This is a genomic window from Modicisalibacter coralii (assembly GCF_004117855.1).
GTDB lineage: Bacteria > Pseudomonadota > Gammaproteobacteria > Pseudomonadales > Halomonadaceae > Modicisalibacter > Modicisalibacter coralii.
Genome location: NZ_QWBW01000040.1, coordinates 23,737 through 39,494, shown reverse-complemented (window position 1 = coordinate 39,494; position 15,758 = coordinate 23,737). Strand labels below are relative to the sequence as shown.

Genomic DNA, 15,758 nt, shown 5'->3' with positions numbered 1-15,758 from the left:
CTCGCCGGCGTCCCGGCAAACTCCATGCGGACAAGGCGTACGATCATCGCCGTTGCCGCCGAGCCTGTCAGCGACGGGGCATTCAGCCCCGTATTGCTCGTCGAGGTGTCGAGGATAGTCAGCGACTCGGCTGCCATCGCTGGGTTGTCGAACGAACCTTTGCGTGGCTGAGCCGGATGAGGCGACTTACCACGCGCTATGAGCGGCGAGTCGATATCCATTATGCCTTTACGCTGTTGGGCTGTTCCTTGGTCTGTCTGAACAAGCTTCAAGGCAGGTTTTGAAAGGCGCTCTTATGCGAAGCAGGTTCTGGTGCTCAAGCGCATCGAGCTTCGCGCCTACATGCTGATCGGCGCCTTCTTCCTCGCCATGGCGGGGGCACTGATACCGGTGCTGGTTTTCGGGCTGTCGCGGGCGAGCATTCTTGCAATACTGCTCTTGGGCGTACCGCTGGTGGGTCTTTGTTTTTACGTCGGGAAGGGGATAGGCGGCCAGGGGCGCAAGAAAAAGGCCGTACTCGACGGCAAGGTCTTTTCGCTCAAAGGCCCAGTCACTTATGTCACCCACCATGTGGGAGGCGCCCAGGACCAGGAGTTCTTCATCGGAGACATCATGCTCCGACTGCCCCCCGCGACATCACCGATTGCCTTCGCCGCCAGTGAGCAAAATGGATATCGGGAAACCGAGTTGGATGTCGTTTTTATCGAAACCCGCGCGAAGCAAACGCCGAACGGTGAAGGCGGCGACACAAAAAGAGAAGCGGTCGTGGTGTATCTCGAGGACTACATCGATATCGATACCGTACTCAGTCGGCATGGCCGGCACTACCTCATCTGGGAGTGCGTAAGCATGCTCGTAGTGACGGTTTTTTGTCTGGCCGTCGGTCTTTTGGGCTTTTTATATGTCTTCCCGACAGAACGGTTGCGGGAAACGAATCTACTGGTCCTGTTACTGGCCGCGCTCACCGACATCGTGATCGTCGCGCTTGGCTGTTACCTCATTAAAAAGCTCTACGTGGCCGTGCGTCAGTGCCTGGACCCGCACTACAGGCCCAGTACATATAGTGAACGTCTCAGCGGCAAACGATAGGGCCTGGGGCAATACTGCGGCGGCAGCCATTGCTCGAGAAAGGCCTACGCAATCTCGTCCCCGGGCGCCTGTCGGGCCAACTCGCGCAGATGCTCGATCAGTGCCCGCGCGGCCGTCGACTGCGGTTCGTCGCGTCGCGTGATGATCCCGTAGTAGTCGAGCGGCTTGCCGATGACGCGTTCGAGCAGCACGTACTGGCCACTCTCCAGAGGGCGGCGCAGCACCGACCACGGCAGTACAGCCAGCATGTCCGAGTTCAGCAGGAGTTGCAGGGTGGCCTGGATGGAGGTGGTCTCGACGACATCGTCGGGGGAGGCCACGCCCTGCGCCGCCAGCGCCGCCTCGAACACGCCGCGCATCGGGCTGGTCATGGGGTGCAGGATCCATGGCCAGCGGCTGAGCGTGGCCAGATCCGGCATGCCGTCGCCTGCCGCCAGGGGGTGGCCGCGGCGAACCACCACGCGCAGCGGCTCGTCGCGCAGGGGCTCGAAGTCGAACTGATTGTGCTGGCTGACATGGGTCAGCCGCCCGATCACCAGATCGAGGCGCTTGTATTCGAGTTCCACCAGCAGCCGGTCGCTGGTCAGTTCCTGCAGGCTGACCGACAGCCTGGGGCGCTGGCGCTTGAGCCGGGCGATCGCCGCCGGCAGGATCTCCGGCGCCGCCGCGGCGATCGCGCCGATCAGCAGTTTGCCGTAACCGCCCTCGCGCAGGTCGTTGATGTCACTGACCAGCCGGTCCGCGTCGTTGAGCAGTCGCCAGGCATGGCGGATGACCTGTTCGCCCAGTTCGGTCGGCTGCATGGCGCGCGGCAGCCGCTCGAAGAGCGCGACGCCGAAATACGCCTCGAGATCGCGCAGCATCTTGCTCGCCGCCGGCTGGCTGAGATGCATGGCGCGTGCCGCGGCGTGCATGTTGCGGCTCTGGTCCAGTGTGGTCAGCAGCACCAGATGCTTGAAGCGAAGCCAGCCGAAGAGACTGGTGGATGACAAGGAATCCATGGACCGGCTCCAGGACGTGGGACACACGCCTTCCGATAACCCAGAGTGATTGCAGCTATAAAATAGTGATTGGAAGGTTATCGCAGTTCCCGCCTACCTTGCCAACAGACTCGACTCCCGGCGTTGTCCGGCAATACGGCAAGGAGCAGGCATGACCACCATCACCCATCTCGACGTGCGGGATATCCGCTTCCCGACCTCCCGCGACCTCGACGGGTCGGACGCCATGAACGCGGCACCCGACTACTCGGCGACCTACGTGATCCTTTCCACCGACGCCGGTGACGGCCACGAGGGCCACGGCCTGACCTTCACCATCGGGCGCGGCAACGAGGTCTGCGTGGCCGCCGTGCGTTCGCTGGCCTCGCGGATCGTGGGTCGCGAGCTGGAGACCATCACCGCCGAGATGGGCGTCTTCTGGCGCGAGCTGACCAGCGGCGACAGCCAGTTGCGCTGGCTGGGACCGGAAAAGGGCGTGATTCACCTCGCCGGCGCGGCGATCGTCAACGCGGTGTGGGACCTGTGGGCCAAGCGCGAGGGCAAGCCGGTCTGGCAACTGCTCGCCGACATGTCACCCGAGGCGCTGGTGCGCTGCCTGGACTTCCGCTTCGTCAGCGATGCCCTGACGCCGCAGGAGGCACTGGCCATCCTCAAGCGCAACGAAGCCGGCAAGGCCGAACGCATCGCTCACCTGCGCGAGTCGGGCTACCCCGCTTACACCACCTCCGCCGGCTGGCTGGGGTATTCGGAAGACAAGATGCGCCGCCTGGCCCGCGAGGCCCTGGCGGAAGGCTGGGAGCACTTCAAGCAGAAGGTCGGTGGCGATCTGGCGGAAGACCGCCGCCGGGCGCAGATCCTGCGCGAGGAGATCGGCTGGCAGCGCAGCCTGATGATGGATGCCAACCAGATGTGGGACGTCGACGAGGCGATCGCCAAGATGCGCGACCTGGCCGAGTTCGATCCGCTATGGATCGAGGAGCCCACCAGCCCCGACGACATCCTGGGCCACGCCGCCATACGCGAGCGCCTGGCACCGGCCATCGGCGTCGCCACCGGCGAGCACTGCCACAACCGGGTAATGTTCAAGCAGTTGCTGCAGGCCGGGGCGATCGACTACTGCCAGCTCGACGCCGCGCGGCTCGGCGGACTCAACGAGGTGATCGTGGTGCTGCTGCTGGCCGCCAAGTACGACGTGCCGGTCTGCCCGCACGGCGGCGGCGTGGGGCTCTGCGAATACACCCAGCACATCTCGGCCTTCGACTACATCGCCGTTTCCGCCTCGCTGGACGACCGGCTGCTCGAGTACGTCGACCATCTGCACGACCACTTCCTCGATCCGGTGCGCATCGAACGCGGCCACTACCGCCTGCCCGAGGCGCCCGGCTACAGCATCACCATGCACGCCGAGTCCCTCGCGCGTCACGCTTTCCCCGACGGAGACGCCTGGCGGGCGTAACCCATGACGGGTCTTCGACCAACGGACAAGTCTCATCGGCCTGCGCAGTCGTGTAAGTTCAACATAGACAACAACGAAGTAAACATTCACAAGCATAGTTTGCTCATTTGTGACCGGGACGCGGTACCTGCCCGCCCGGTCCACACGCCACGTGTCCCGGACACGTCAGCCATCAAGGAGCCAAGCATGAAAACAACCACAATGACCCGCGTGACCTCGCTGATCGGTGGCGCCCTGCTGGGTCTGACCGCCCTGCAGGCCAGCGCCGCCAGCGAGATGCCGCCGATTCCCGACGTCAAGGGCGACGTCGTGCAGGCCGACGGCGACTTCAAGATCAAGTTCAGCATCGGCACCACCCAGTCGGGCGCGCAGTATCGCGGCCTGGAATACTTCGAGAAGATCGTCGAGCAGCGCAGCGACGGCCACATCCAGGTCGAGTTGTTCCCCGGCGCCCAGTTGGGCGACGACCTCCAGGCGGTCAGCGGCCTGCAGTCCGGCACCCTGGAAATGACCGCGCCGTCGACCTCGCCGCTGGTCAGCATGTTCCCCAAGTTCGCCCTCTTCGACCTGCCCTTCCTGTTTCCCACCCCGGAAGTGGCCGACGAGGTACTCGACGGCGAGATCGGTCAGCAGATGCTCGAAGAGGCCTCGACCAACGGGCTGGTGGCGATCGGCTGGGCGGAGAACGGCTATCGCCAGCTGACCAACAGCCAGCACGAAGTGACCTCGCCGGCGGACCTCGACGGGCTCAAGATCCGCACCATGCAGAACCCCATCCACCTCGACATCTGGCGCACGCTGGGCGCCAATCCCACGCCGATGTCGTTCGCCGAGCTGTTCACGGCGCTGGAGCAGGGCGTGGTCGACGGCCAGGAGAACCCCTGGATCACCATCCAGTCCTCCAAGTTCAACGAAGTGCAGGACTACGCCACCGAAACCAACCACGTCTACACCCCGTTCATCACGCTGGTCTCGGAGCGCTTCTGGAAGCGCCTGCCGGCGGACTACCAGCAGTTGCTGCGTGACGCCGCCCAGCAGATGGGCGAGTACGAGCGCCACGTCAGCCGCACCATGAACGACCAGATCAAGCAGGAACTGGCCGACTCGGGCATGCAGATCACCGAGCTGACTCCGGAGCAGGTGAAGGTCTTCCAGGAGAAAGTGGCCTCGGTCTACGACGACTGGCGCGACAAGATCGGCGGCGAGCTGATCGACAAGGTTCGCGCGGTCTCCCAGTAACCATCGACCGGCACCGGGCGGACGCAGCGATCCGCCCGGTGTGCCGTATCCGGAGGGCGCCATGAACGCAACCCACTCCTCCCACCGTGTGCTCGCCCTGCTCAAGACCACCCTGGAAATCGCGGTCGGTCTGCTGGTGCTGGGTGTGGTCTTCTGCGTGGCGGCCAACGTCTTCGGCCGCTTCGTGCTCAACTACTCCTACGCCTGGGCCGAGGAACTCTCCCGCGTGCTGTTCATCTGGCTCGTGCTGCTCGGCGCCGGCCTGGGCAGCATCGACCGCGAACACGTCGCCGTCGACTACTTCAAGGAAAAGGCCCCCGCGCCACTCAAGCGCGTATTCGCCCTGCTGTCGATCGCGATCATCTATGTCGTCTGCGTGTGCATCCTGCTGGGTTTCCAGGACCAGGTCTCGGGCTTCACCAGCGCCACGCCCATGCTGCAGATTCCCAGGACCGTGCTCTACAGCGCCATGCCGGTGATGGCCGGGCTCACCCTGATCGCCAACACCCTGGCGCTCTACCATCTGCTCAGGAGGCATCCGCAATGATCCTGTGGAGCATCCTCATCGGCCTGGCGATCTGTATCGTCATCGGCCTGCCGATCTCGTTCGGGCTGGCCGCGATCAGCCTGTTCATCTTCTTCTACGCCGACTACTCGCTGTCGCCGATCGTCGCCCAGGCGGTCAACGGCCTCGACTCCTTCCCGCTGCTGGCGATCCCGCTGTTCATCCTGGTCGGCGAGGTGATGAGTCAGGGCGGCATCGCCCAGCGACTGGTGCGGCTGGCCAGCGCCCTGGTCGGCTTCGTCGCCGGCGGGCTGGGCCAGGTGGCGGTACTGACCTCGATGTTCTTCGGCGGCATCAGCGGTTCGGCGGTCGCCGACGCCTCCGCCGTGGGCAGCATGATGATCGAGCCGATGAAGCAGCACCGCTACAGCGGCCCTTTGGCCACGGCGATCGTGGTGGCGGCCTCGGTGGTGGGGATCATCATCCCGCCGTCGATCCCCATGATCCTGTTCGGCGTGGTCACCAACACCTCGATCTCGCAACTGTTCATGGCCGGCATCGTGCCCGGCATCCTGATCACCTTGGGCCTGGCGGTGACCACCTACCTGCAGTCCCGCAAGACCGGCAAGGGCCAGCCCTTCGAACTCCGCGAGCTGTGGCTGGCGCTCAAGGACTCGCTGCTGGCGCTGCTGCTGCCGGTGATCATCGTCGGCGGCATTCTCACCGGGGTGTTCACCCCCACCGAGAGCGCGGCGATCGCGCTGATCTACGCCATCCTGGTGTCGATGTTCGTCTACCGCAGCCTGACGCCGCGACGCTTCTTCCGGCTGTGCATCGCCACCGGGCGGCTCACCGGCGTGGTGATGCTGCTGCTGGCCTTCGCCAGCGTGCTCGCCTGGCTGCTGACCGCCAACATGATTCCCCAGCAGCTGGTCGTCAGCCTGTCGGCGATCACCGAGAACAAGCTGCTGCTGTTGCTGATCCTGTCGCTGTTCCTGCTGGTGGTGGGCTTCTTCATGGACCTGACGCCGGCGATGGTGATCCTCGCCCCGCTGATGACCCCGGTGGTGGTCAAGCTGGGCATCGACCCGGTCTACTTCGGCGTCTTGATGTCGTTCGTCCTCGGCCTGGGCCTGATCACGCCGCCGGTGGGTACCGTGCTCTACGTCGGTTGCGGTGTCGGGCGCGTCGGCATGGAACAGCTGGTCAAGAGCCTGCTGCCCTTCTATTTCACGCTGCTCCTGCTGCTGGCGGCCTTCCTGATCTTCCCGGGCCTGATCCTCTGGTACCAGTGACATTACGCAAGGAGACGCCGATGGATTCCGCCGTGAGCGACCTCAAGACCTACCTGACCGAGCGCCTCGGCGCCGGCGGCATCGTCGACGACCCCGCCGACCTGCCCCGCTACACCACCGACTGGGCCGGCGAGCGCCGCGGCGAGCCGCTGCTGGTCGCCCGGCCCCGCACCACCGACGAGGTCGCGGCGGTGGTCGGCTACTGCCATCGTCATGGCCTCGCGATGGTGCCCCAGGGCGGGCATACCGGCCTGGTGGGGGGCGCCCAGCCCGACGCCGAGCGTCCGGAAGTGGTGATCAGCCTCGAGCGGTTGAACCGGATCCGCGCCATCGACCCGCTCAACTTCGCGATCAGCGTCGATGCCGGCTGCGTGCTGCAGACGGTCAAGGACACCGCCGCCGACCACGATTGCGACTTCCCGCTGAGCCTCGGCGCCCAGGGCAGTTGCCAGATCGGCGGCAACATCGCCACCAACGCCGGCGGCCTCAACGTGCTGCGCCACGGCATGATGCGCCAGCTGGTGCTGGGGCTCGAGGTGGTGCTGCCCGACGGCCGCGTCTGGGACGCCATGCATGCCCTGCACAAGGACAACCGAGGCTACGATCTCAAGCAGCTGTTCATCGGCGCCGAGGGCACCCTGGGCATCGTCACCGGCGCGGTACTCAAGCTCTCTCCCCGAGCGAACAATACGCGTACCGCCCTGGTGGCGGTGCCCGACGTGAGCGCGGCGATGGCTCTGTACGGCCAGGCACGACGCAGTTGCTGCGATCTGCTCAACGCCTTCGAACTGATCCCGCGCGCCTGCCTGGAACTCGCCTTCGAGGCCGACCCCAGCCTGCCCGACCCGCTGGATGCGGTGTATCCCGTCTATGTGCTGCTGGAGGTCGCCGCCAGCGGCCCGGTCGATCTCGACGCCATGATCGAGCAGCTCTTCGAGCGCGGCATGGCGGATGACAGGATTCTCGACGGCGTGCTGGCCGGCAGCGACGCCCAGGCCGAGCGCCTGTGGCAGATCCGCGAACGCATGGTCGAGGGCCAGCAGTTGCGCGGCGAACACCTGCGCACCGACATCGCCCTGCCGATCTCCGCGCTCGACGCGTTCTTCGATGACGCCAGCCGGGCGATGGCGGAACGCTCGCCGGACACCACGGTGATCGCCTACGGCCACATCGGCGACGGCAACCTGCACTTCAACCTGCTGCCACCGGCCGAACTCGACCTCGCCGCCAAGAAGGCCCTGCTCCACGAGCTGGAAAGCGCCCTGTTCGCGCTGGTCGACGCCTACCACGGCAGCATCAGCGCCGAGCACGGCATCGGACGCGTCAAGCAGGCGCCCTTCCTGGCCGGCCTCGATGCGCTGGAGCGTGAACTGCTCGGCGGCCTCAAGACGCTCTTCGACCCCGACGAGCTGATGGCCGCCGGACGAATCCTGCCGCGCACGCACTGATCCGCACACGCCCCGTTCCGCGACGACGCCCACTTTCCCGGATGGCGTCGACACGGGACCTGACAGACGCTCGGCGATCATCGAGAATGCCGCCATCGTCCGTCCATCAGGGCCACCCCATGACCCCACGCAACGCCCTCGTCGCCGGCCTGCTCCTGCTGGCTCTGCTGCCCTGGCTGCAGATTCCCCAGCATCTGGCCCAGGCCACGCTCGACGAATCGCTGAACCAGGCCTTCGCCGCCTTCGCCATCGCCAAGGGCCTCAACGCCACCATCTCGGTGCTGCAATCCTCCACCGTCGACCTGCAGGTGTTCCAGATCACCCCCGGCGAGGCGCTCGACCCGGCCAACGACATGATCGAACGCTTCTCGTGGGTGATGTTCGCCGCCACCGGCTCGCTGGCGTTGCAGAAGCTGTTGCTGGCGATCTCGGCCAGCACGGCGATCAAGACGCTGGCCAGTGGCGCCTGCCTGCTCGCGGCGGCGCTGGTGGCGCTGAAGACACGCCTGGGCCAGTCGGCGGCGCTCAAGCTGGCCATGGCCTGCCTGTTCCTGCGCTTCGCCGTGCTCCTGGTGGCGCTGGCCAGCGGCCTGGCCAGCCAGGCCTTCCTCGACGCGCCGCGCAGCACCACCATGAACCAACTGGAAACCACCCAGACCCGGCTCGAGGCGATCGCCGACGAACGGATCGGTGAAGGGCGCGAGGCACGCGGCTGGTGGCAGCAGCTCAAGGACAGCTTCGACGGCCTGGTCGGCAACCCGGTGGAGAGCGTGGTCGACGGCTTCAACGCCATCACCGACAAGGTCATCGACCTGACGATGATCTTCATTACCCAGACGATCCTCTTCCCGCTAGGCTTCCTCTACCTGCTCTATCGTCTGGGCAGTCCGCTGTTCGGCACGGCCCGCCTGGCGCTCGATCGCCACCGGCTACCGTCCAGGAAATAGGCGCCCACGAGGGAAGCGACCATGACAAGGATCACCGTCTTCGGCGGCACCGGCTTTCTCGGCCGGCGCCTCGTCGACCGCCTCGCCTGGGCCGGACACGAGGTGATCGTCGCCGCCCGCCATGACCGCGATGTCAGCGTGCCCGATGCCCCGGGCACGGCGATCATGCGCCGCACCGACGTCCGTGACGATGCCGACGTGGCCGCGGCCCTGGCAGGCGCCACCGCCGCGGTCAACGCCATCAGCCTCTACGTCGAGCGCCGCGATCTGCGCTTCGAGGAGATCCACGTCGACGCCGCCACCCGGATCGCCCGCCAGGCCGCCGACGCCGGCATCGGCCTGGTTCACGTGTCGGGTCTGGGCACCGAGGTCGATTCCGATTCCGCCTACGTGCGCGCCCGGGCCGCCGGCGAACGCGCCGTGCGCCAGACCCATCCCGACGCGGTGGTGGTGCGGCCCAGCGTGCTGTTCGACCCGAATGACGCCTTCTCGAGCAGCCTGAGGATGCTCGCCCGGCTGCCGGTGGTGCCGCTGTTCGGTCACGGCGAAACGCGACTGCAGCCGGTGCACGTCGGTGATGTCGCCGAGGCCGTGGCGCACCTTCTGGAACGCGGCATCGCCAACGCCACCTACGAACTGGGCGGACCCGGCGCTCACCGCTATCGCGACCTGGTCGAAGCCGCACTGACCGCCGCCGGTCGGCACCCGCCGCTGGTGCCGGTGCCCTTCCCGCTATGGCGCGGCCTGAGTGCCGTGCTCACGGCGCTGCCCAGCCCACCGCTGACCCGCGATCAGGTGATCCTGCTGGAGAAGGACAACGTCGTCGGCGACGGCGCGAACACCTTCGCGACACTGGGGATCGAGCCCCGCGATCTCGTCAGGAACGGGCTTGGTGGCCAGCATTGACCCGGGACCGGCCGCGCCTATCGAGCGAGGACGAAAGCATCGCCTTAATTGAGAATGGTTATCAGTGGTGATAACCTCTCCCGATCGCAACGGGAGACCACGCCATGGCCGCACAGCAAAGCTACCGAATCTTCGATATCACCCTTTCGCGGCGCACCCCGGTCAGCCCCTCGCTGGTCAGGTTCACCTTCACCGGGCCGGAGGTCGGCCGGATGGCCACCCATGCCCCGGATCAGCGCATCAAGCTGTTCTTCCCCACCGAGGGTCCCGACAGCGAAGACGGAGGCCTCGACGCGCTGTTCGAGATCGCCAAGCGGCACGAACACGACTGGTATGGTGCCTACCGCGCCCTGCCCGATGCCCGGCGTCCACCGATGCGGACCTACACCATCCGCGAACTGCGCCCGGCCAGCGCCGAGGTCGACGTCGAATTCGTGCTCCACGGCGACAACGGCCCCGCCTCGCGCTGGGCCATGCAGGCCCGCCCCGGCGACCGCCTGGCGATGACTGCCCCGGCGGCCGGCAACGACGCCGCCGCAGTGGGTTTCGAATGGAAACCGCCGCAGAGCGTGCGCCGGGTTCTCATCGTCGCCGACGAAACCGCCCTGCCGGCTGCCGCCGGCATCCTTGAAGCGCTTGCCGCGCGTGCCGACCGCCCGCGGGTGGACGCACTGGTCGAGGTGCCCAAGGGCAGCGATGAGCAGGCGTTGGCGCCGGTTGCCCGGGTACGCTGGCTGCCGCGCGATGCCGACCCCGGCTGCGCCCACGGCGAGCGGCTGCTGGGCGCGGTGCGCGAACTCGATCTTGCTCGGGAGATCGCCACCCTGGGCGGCCAGCCCGCCGGTACCGACGGCGACGAAGAGACGCGGGGCGAAGGCCTGTTCTGGGAAGCCGCGACCGTCGACGACAGCGCCCCCTTCTACGCCTGGATTGCCGCGGAAACCAAGGTGGCGCGAAGCGTTCGTCGCTATCTGGTCAACGAATGCGGGCTGCCCAAGCGCTACATCACCAGCATGGGCTACTGGTGCAAGGGCAAGGTACTGGGGTAAAACGCTGCTGCCCCTGCTCCCGGCACGGATGACGGCGCTCTTCGCGGTGTGGCGCCCTCAGGCAATGACGTTGCGCAGCTCCCGACCGGCGGCCAGACGATTGATGTTGTCGGCGATCGCGTCCTTGCGGCGTTCGATGGTGCCCTGGGTCCAGCCCGACATGTGGGGGGTCATGATCAGGTTGTCCAGTTCGTGGAAAGGCTGTTCGGCCGGCAAGGGGTGTGGTTCGTCGGCATTTGGATAGCGATACCAGGTGTCAATCACCGCCCCGGCGATGCGTTTCCGGCTCAAGGCACGATACAGCGCCTCGGCATCGATAACCCCGCCTCGCCCGACGTTGATCACCCGGGCATGCGCCGGCAGGGCATCGAATGCGGCATCAGCGACCAGGCCCTGGGTAGCGGGTGTCTGGGGGAGTGCCACGACCAGATCGTCGATACCGCGATAGAAGTCCGTCAGCGCCTCCAGCGAGTAGGCAGCATCCACCAGCGGGTCGTTCACCGGGCTACGGTTGGCCGCATGGACCGTCACGCCCAGCGGTCTGACGACCCGGGCGATGGCCCGACCGATATGGCCAAAGCCAAGGATGCCGAGCGTCCGGCCGGCCAGCTCACCGTGAAACCGGTTGCCCGACTGAAAGGTCCAGTCACCTCGACGCAATTGGTGATCGGCCTGGAAATAGGGAATCTGCGACGTCAGCAACGCGCCCAGGACGTACTCCGCGATCGGTACGTCGTGGCCGTAGCAATTGCACAGCGTGGCCGTCTCGGGTAGCAGTGATCGATCCACGGCATCGATGCCCGCGCCAGCCACCTGGAACAGCCTCGCCCCCGAAGGCTGCGGCTGGTCGCTGGAGAGTTGCGTCGCGACGATCACGTCGGCGTGGGAATAGGCATGCCGGTCACGCTCATCGACCAGATCGTCAGGCAGACAGACCAACTCGGCGTCGATGTCGAGTCGAGCGCTCAGCCCGTCGTGGAAGGTGGCAGCATTCTTGCCGTGAAAGACGATCCGCATGGTGGCTCCTTATGGCATGAAGGGCTCGATACTGGCGTCGAGCAGGGAAGGGTCGAGCTCCATCTCTAGAGACGGGAACATGCTCGCGGCGAAATCCATCAGCTCGTCCGACGCCCGACAGGCGCCCTCGAGATCCCGGGCGAGAATGGCCCGCAGCACCTCCTGATGCAGCGCGATGTTGCGATGGATCAGCTCATCGGTCCCGCAGTAAGTGAGAAACAGAAACCCCAGCCGGCGATAGATCGTATGCAACGGTCGCAGGGTCCTGACCAAGAAGGGCTCGGCCGCCGCCGCGAGGATCAGGTCATCCATGCGATGGTCGAGCTCGTTGAAGCTCCTGATGTCGTCCGCCGTCAGCGCCGTGTCACGTGACGCGTTCAACGCCTCGAGCGACTCGTAGAGACGACGCATCTGGCTGACGTGCAAATGCGATGCGTTGTTTATGGTACGCCGAATGGCAAAGCGCTCCATGTCCCGGCGCAGGTCCAGCAATTCGCGCTCCCTGGCGAGATCGATGGGCGCCACCTTCAGCCCACGCCCGGCCCGTACCTCGACCAGGGTGTCGTCCGACAGCTTGCGGATGGCCTCGACGATCGGCGTCCGCCCCAGCCCCACGCGCTCCTGCACGGCCTGGAGAGTGAGGTACTCCCCCGGCTTGAGTTCCATGTGGGTCAACAGGGACTCGATTCGCTCATAGGCCAGCTCGCCCCGGGATAGCCCCTTGACCACCGTCGAGGCGCCCTTGTCTTGGGATGGTGAATTCATCGTCATGCCTCTCACTGTGACTCCCCCAAGATATTTTGCGAATTAAACCTTAGTTTCATGGAATTATAAGAAATTGCGCGATATTTTTCTTGTCGAGACAGAACAAGACGGCGAAACCGCCACGCTCACGACGAGGACGCCCCATGAAGACACTCACCCGAAGAGACCTGATGAAGTCCACCGGGTCCGGGCTGCTGGCCGCTGGCCTGCTTCCCGGTGCCGCACGCGCCGCGACCGGACAGGCGGAATACCGCCTTCGCGCCCAGACCAACAAGAGCGAGACCTCGACCCAGGGCCGCATGTACGGCCGTCTGGTGGAGCTTTGCCGGACCCTGTCCGGCGGGCGCCTGCAGATCGACCTCCACTACTCGAACGCCATCGTCGAAGGCGTACAGACGTTCGATGCCGCCTCCTCCGGCGTACTCGACATCGACATGACCGGCGCCAGCTACCTCACCGGCAAAGACCCGGCCTTCCAGTTCATCGGCGACGTCATGGGCGGCTACGAGGATCCCATCCAGTTCCACGCCTGGCTGGACACCCCCCAGGCTCGGGAGATCGTCGATCCGCTCTACGCACGCTACGGGATGTACTGCGTGGGCCTGCTCTGCCCGCCACTGGAGTCACTGAGCTCCACCGTGCCGATTCCCGGCATCGAAGCGCTGAAGGGCTGGAAGTTCCGCTCCCCGCCGGGGATGGAAAGCGAGATCTTCGCCAGCCTTGGAGCCGCCCCGGTGGTCATGCCGTTCGGTGAAGTCTTCACCGCCATGGAGACCGGGGTCGTGAGCGGCGCGGACGCCGGTACCCTGGCCCTCAACCGCTCGCTCGGCCTTTACGAGATCTGCAAGTACGCCACCTATCCGGGCTTTCATTCGATGCCCGCAGACCACCTGGCGATCAATCTCGAGGTCTGGAATCGACTGCCCGAAGAACTGCAATTCGTGATCCGTACCGCGCAACGGGCCATCGCCTTCGACCTGATCAAGAGCGTCACGGTCGCCGACCGTCAGGTCGTATCGGACCTCGGCGACGAGGTGACATTCAGCGACTGGTCCGATGAAGACAGGAAGGCATTCCGTCAGGCAGCACTGGATATCTGGAAGGACTGGGCAACACGCAGCCCGGCGGCCGATGCCATGGTGACCAGCCATCTCGCCTTCATGAAGAAGCTCGGCTTGCTCGCCTGAATGCGCTTCCCGGATCCCACCGTTGGAGTCTCTTATGTCGAACGATACGTCACGCCATCGCGATGACGACCGTTTCAGTTGGGACAGCCTTCCCGCCTGGCTGTTCATGGTCGTCATCGGGGCAACCACGTACGAGGTCGTGGCTCGCTACTTCTTTCACAGCCCGACGATCTGGGCCAACGAACTCTCGCTCTACGTCTGCGCCATCGCCTACATCTACGCGGGCGTCTATGTCATGCGTCGCGATGCCCACCTGCGCATCTCGATCCTCTATGACCTGGCACCTCCCCGTCTCAAGCGCTGCCTCGACATCATCCAGTGCCTGTTCATCGTGGGCTTCAGTCTCGCCATCGGCGTCTTCGGGGCGCCCGAGGCCTGGCAGGCCTTCATACACACCGAACGCTTCGGCACCGCCTGGAACGCACCGATTCCCATGACGATCAAGCCGCTGCTGGTGCTGTGCGGCCTTGCCATGGCGGCTCTGGCGATCGCGAATCTGCGGCGTCGCCTGCGTGACAGCAACCAGGAGGAACGGTCATGACGATAGCGGTCTTTTCGGCGGTCCTGCTGGCCGCGCTCTTCGCGGCCATGGCCATCGGCGTCCCCCTGGGGTTCGCCGCCGGCGGCGTCGCCGCGCTGTTGGCCGTGGTCCACTTCGGCACCGATGTCCTGCCGTTGGCCATGGAGAAGGTCTACGGGATGGCGGTCAACTACTCCTTCGCCGCCGTCCCGCTTTTCATCCTGATGTCGTCGCTGCTGGAACGCTCGTCGATCGCTCAGGATCTCTACGATGCCCTGCAGCAGATGGTCGGCTCCGTGCGCGGCGGCGTCGCCCTGGTCACGCTGATCATCGCCGTCGTCCTCGCCGCGATGAGCGGCATCATCGGCGGCGAGATCGTGATGCTCGGGCTGGTGGCGCTACCACAGATGCTGCGCCTGAACTACGACCGCAACATGGCCATCGGCGTCATCGTGGCCGGCGGTTCACTGGGCACGATGATCCCGCCGAGCATCGTCATGATCATTTTCGGTCTGGTGGGCGGGGTCAGCATTCAGAAGCTGTTCGCCGCGACGGTCGTTCCCGGGCTGATCCTGGCGCTGAGCTATATCGCCTATGTGGTCATCCGCTGCTGGCTGAACCCGTCCCTGGCGCCGGTCAAGGCCGCGGAGCCGGACAAGCCGGCCATGTCACCGGGCCGCCTCTTCAACAGCCTCGTTCCACCGCTGTTGCTGATCACCCTGATCCTGGGCTGCATCTATGGCGGCGTGACCTCGATCACCGAAGCAGCCTGCATGGGGGTCGTCGGGACCCTGGTATTCATCGTGCTTCGCGGTGAATTGTCGCTGTCGCTGCTGCATCAGAGCCTGACCCAGACGTTGCGCTCGGTGGGTGTACTGCTGTGGGTGACGTTCGGTGTGGCGGTGCTGATCAGCGTCTACAACCTGGCCGACGGTCGCGAATTCGTCAATTCGCTGCTCCTCGACGCTGGGCTGTCGCCGATGATGACGATCGTCTTGATGCTGGCGATCTTCCTCGTCCTGGGCTGCTTCATGGACTGGATCGGTATCGTCTTGCTGACCATTCCGATCTTCATTCCCATCGTCAATGAACTCGGCTACAGCCCGGTCTGGTTCGGCGTGCTGTTCTGCATCGCCATGCAGATCGCCTTCCTCTCGCCGCCCTTCGGCTCCGCCGCCTTCTACCTGATGAGTGTGGCCCCCAAGGGTATCGGCCTGATGGATATATACAAATCCGTGGGACCCTTCATGGCCATTCAACTGGCCGTGCTGCTGCTGGTCCTGTTCCTCCCCGACCTGGCGCTTTGGCTGCCCGGCCTGAATTGATACCTGGAG

The 15,758-nt window shown here is 65.4% G+C and carries 16 protein-coding genes; 13 read left to right on the top strand and 3 right to left on the bottom strand.

The window, feature by feature from the left end; translation table 11 throughout:
• Both D0901_RS18490 and D0901_RS18485 read left to right on the top strand, forming a co-directional pair.
• On the top strand, positions 1-284 hold a 284-nt coding region (locus D0901_RS18490; protein ID WP_162500916.1), incomplete at its 5' end, for a transposase.
• Positions 285-312: 28 nt separating this feature from the next.
• Complete coding sequence (locus D0901_RS18485; RefSeq protein ID WP_129141776.1) at positions 313-1,089, top strand: hypothetical protein; 777 nt, start codon at positions 313-315, stop codon at positions 1,087-1,089.
• 44 nt (positions 1,090-1,133) lie between these two features.
• On the opposite strand, the gene D0901_RS18480 is transcribed toward D0901_RS18485, so the two are convergent.
• A complete protein-coding gene (locus D0901_RS18480; RefSeq protein ID WP_129141775.1) occupies positions 1,134-2,090 on the bottom strand; it encodes a LysR family transcriptional regulator in 957 nt (318 codons plus the stop codon).
• A gap of 151 nt (positions 2,091-2,241) precedes the next feature.
• Between D0901_RS18480 and D0901_RS18475 the strand changes: the two genes are divergently transcribed.
• The 8 genes from D0901_RS18475 to D0901_RS18440 all read left to right on the top strand — a co-directional run bounded on the left by D0901_RS18475 (position 2,242) and on the right by D0901_RS18440 (position 10,935).
• On the top strand, positions 2,242-3,546 hold the full coding sequence (locus D0901_RS18475) for an L-fuconate dehydratase (RefSeq protein ID WP_129141774.1): 1,305 nt from the start codon (positions 2,242-2,244) through the stop codon (positions 3,544-3,546).
• Positions 3,547-3,732: 186 nt separating this feature from the next.
• Positions 3,733-4,785 carry a TRAP transporter substrate-binding protein gene (locus tag D0901_RS18470; RefSeq protein WP_129141773.1) on the top strand — a complete coding sequence of 351 codons (1,053 nt, stop codon included), beginning with the start codon at positions 3,733-3,735 and terminating at the stop codon, positions 4,783-4,785.
• Between the two features lie 61 nt (positions 4,786-4,846).
• On the top strand, positions 4,847-5,332 hold the full coding sequence (locus D0901_RS18465) for a TRAP transporter small permease (protein WP_129141772.1): 486 nt from the start codon (positions 4,847-4,849) through the stop codon (positions 5,330-5,332).
• Positions 5,329-6,585: a TRAP transporter large permease gene (locus D0901_RS18460; RefSeq protein WP_129141771.1), complete on the top strand. Its 1,257-nt coding sequence runs from the start codon at positions 5,329-5,331 to the stop codon at positions 6,583-6,585. Before D0901_RS18465 ends, D0901_RS18460 begins: the two co-directional genes overlap by 4 nt.
• A 20-nt stretch (positions 6,586-6,605) precedes the next feature.
• Positions 6,606-8,033: an FAD-binding oxidoreductase gene (locus tag D0901_RS18455; RefSeq protein ID WP_129141770.1), complete on the top strand. Its 1,428-nt coding sequence runs from the start codon at positions 6,606-6,608 to the stop codon at positions 8,031-8,033.
• Positions 8,034-8,152: 119 nt separating this feature from the next.
• The gene (locus tag D0901_RS18450; RefSeq protein ID WP_129141769.1) at positions 8,153-8,980 is read left to right on the top strand and encodes a hypothetical protein; all 828 of its coding nucleotides are present in this window, start codon (positions 8,153-8,155) and stop codon (positions 8,978-8,980) included.
• A gap of 21 nt (positions 8,981-9,001) precedes the next feature.
• On the top strand, positions 9,002-9,886 hold the full coding sequence (locus D0901_RS18445) for a complex I NDUFA9 subunit family protein (protein WP_129141768.1): 885 nt from the start codon (positions 9,002-9,004) through the stop codon (positions 9,884-9,886).
• 104 nt (positions 9,887-9,990) lie between these two features.
• Positions 9,991-10,935, top strand: a complete 945-nt coding sequence (locus tag D0901_RS18440; RefSeq protein ID WP_129141767.1) for a siderophore-interacting protein — start codon at positions 9,991-9,993, stop codon at positions 10,933-10,935.
• A gap of 57 nt (positions 10,936-10,992) precedes the next feature.
• Here D0901_RS18440 and D0901_RS18435 read toward each other — a convergent pair whose 3' ends face one another.
• Positions 10,993-11,952, bottom strand: coding sequence for a 2-hydroxyacid dehydrogenase (locus D0901_RS18435; RefSeq protein WP_129141766.1), 960 nt, complete (start codon positions 11,950-11,952; stop codon positions 10,993-10,995).
• Between the two features lie 9 nt (positions 11,953-11,961).
• Positions 11,962-12,717, bottom strand: a complete 756-nt coding sequence (locus D0901_RS18430) for a GntR family transcriptional regulator (protein ID WP_162500915.1) — start codon at positions 12,715-12,717, stop codon at positions 11,962-11,964.
• A gap of 143 nt (positions 12,718-12,860) precedes the next feature.
• Between D0901_RS18430 and dctP the strand changes: the two genes are divergently transcribed.
• From dctP to D0901_RS18415, 3 genes are read left to right on the top strand one after another with little or no spacing between them, the layout of a single operon-like run.
• Positions 12,861-13,904 carry a TRAP transporter substrate-binding protein DctP gene (gene dctP / locus D0901_RS18425; protein WP_129141764.1) on the top strand — a complete coding sequence of 348 codons (1,044 nt, stop codon included), beginning with the start codon at positions 12,861-12,863 and terminating at the stop codon, positions 13,902-13,904.
• Positions 13,905-13,938: 34 nt separating this feature from the next.
• Positions 13,939-14,445 (top strand): TRAP transporter small permease subunit, encoded by a 507-nt coding sequence (locus tag D0901_RS18420; protein ID WP_129141763.1) that lies wholly within the window; start codon positions 13,939-13,941, stop codon positions 14,443-14,445.
• On the top strand, positions 14,442-15,749 hold the full coding sequence (locus D0901_RS18415; protein WP_129141762.1) for a TRAP transporter large permease: 1,308 nt from the start codon (positions 14,442-14,444) through the stop codon (positions 15,747-15,749). The genes D0901_RS18420 and D0901_RS18415 overlap by 4 nt, the downstream gene beginning before the upstream one ends.
• Positions 15,750-15,758: the final 9 nt, after the last annotated feature.

What these genes read in the sequence shown, in the direction of transcription:
- D0901_RS18440 (WP_129141767.1), top strand. Translation starts at nt 9,991, where the DNA reads ATGGCCGCACAGCAAAGCTACCGAATCTTCGATATCACCCTTTCGCGG.
- D0901_RS18460 (WP_129141771.1), top strand. Translation starts at nt 5,329, where the DNA reads ATGATCCTGTGGAGCATCCTCATCGGCCTGGCGATCTGTATCGTCATC.
- D0901_RS18465 (WP_129141772.1), top strand. Translation starts at nt 4,847, where the DNA reads ATGAACGCAACCCACTCCTCCCACCGTGTGCTCGCCCTGCTCAAGACC.
- D0901_RS18420 (WP_129141763.1), top strand. Translation starts at nt 13,939, where the DNA reads ATGTCGAACGATACGTCACGCCATCGCGATGACGACCGTTTCAGTTGG.
- D0901_RS18475 (WP_129141774.1), top strand. Translation starts at nt 2,242, where the DNA reads ATGACCACCATCACCCATCTCGACGTGCGGGATATCCGCTTCCCGACC.
- D0901_RS18430 (WP_162500915.1), bottom strand. Translation starts at nt 12,717, where the DNA reads ATGAATTCACCATCCCAAGACAAGGGCGCCTCGACGGTGGTCAAGGGG.
- dctP (WP_129141764.1), top strand. Translation starts at nt 12,861, where the DNA reads ATGAAGACACTCACCCGAAGAGACCTGATGAAGTCCACCGGGTCCGGG.
- D0901_RS18480 (WP_129141775.1), bottom strand. Translation starts at nt 2,090, where the DNA reads ATGGATTCCTTGTCATCCACCAGTCTCTTCGGCTGGCTTCGCTTCAAG.
- D0901_RS18455 (WP_129141770.1), top strand. Translation starts at nt 6,606, where the DNA reads ATGGATTCCGCCGTGAGCGACCTCAAGACCTACCTGACCGAGCGCCTC.
- D0901_RS18435 (WP_129141766.1), bottom strand. Translation starts at nt 11,952, where the DNA reads ATGCGGATCGTCTTTCACGGCAAGAATGCTGCCACCTTCCACGACGGG.
- D0901_RS18445 (WP_129141768.1), top strand. Translation starts at nt 9,002, where the DNA reads ATGACAAGGATCACCGTCTTCGGCGGCACCGGCTTTCTCGGCCGGCGC.
- D0901_RS18470 (WP_129141773.1), top strand. Translation starts at nt 3,733, where the DNA reads ATGAAAACAACCACAATGACCCGCGTGACCTCGCTGATCGGTGGCGCC.
- D0901_RS18415 (WP_129141762.1), top strand. Translation starts at nt 14,442, where the DNA reads ATGACGATAGCGGTCTTTTCGGCGGTCCTGCTGGCCGCGCTCTTCGCG.
- D0901_RS18450 (WP_129141769.1), top strand. Translation starts at nt 8,153, where the DNA reads ATGACCCCACGCAACGCCCTCGTCGCCGGCCTGCTCCTGCTGGCTCTG.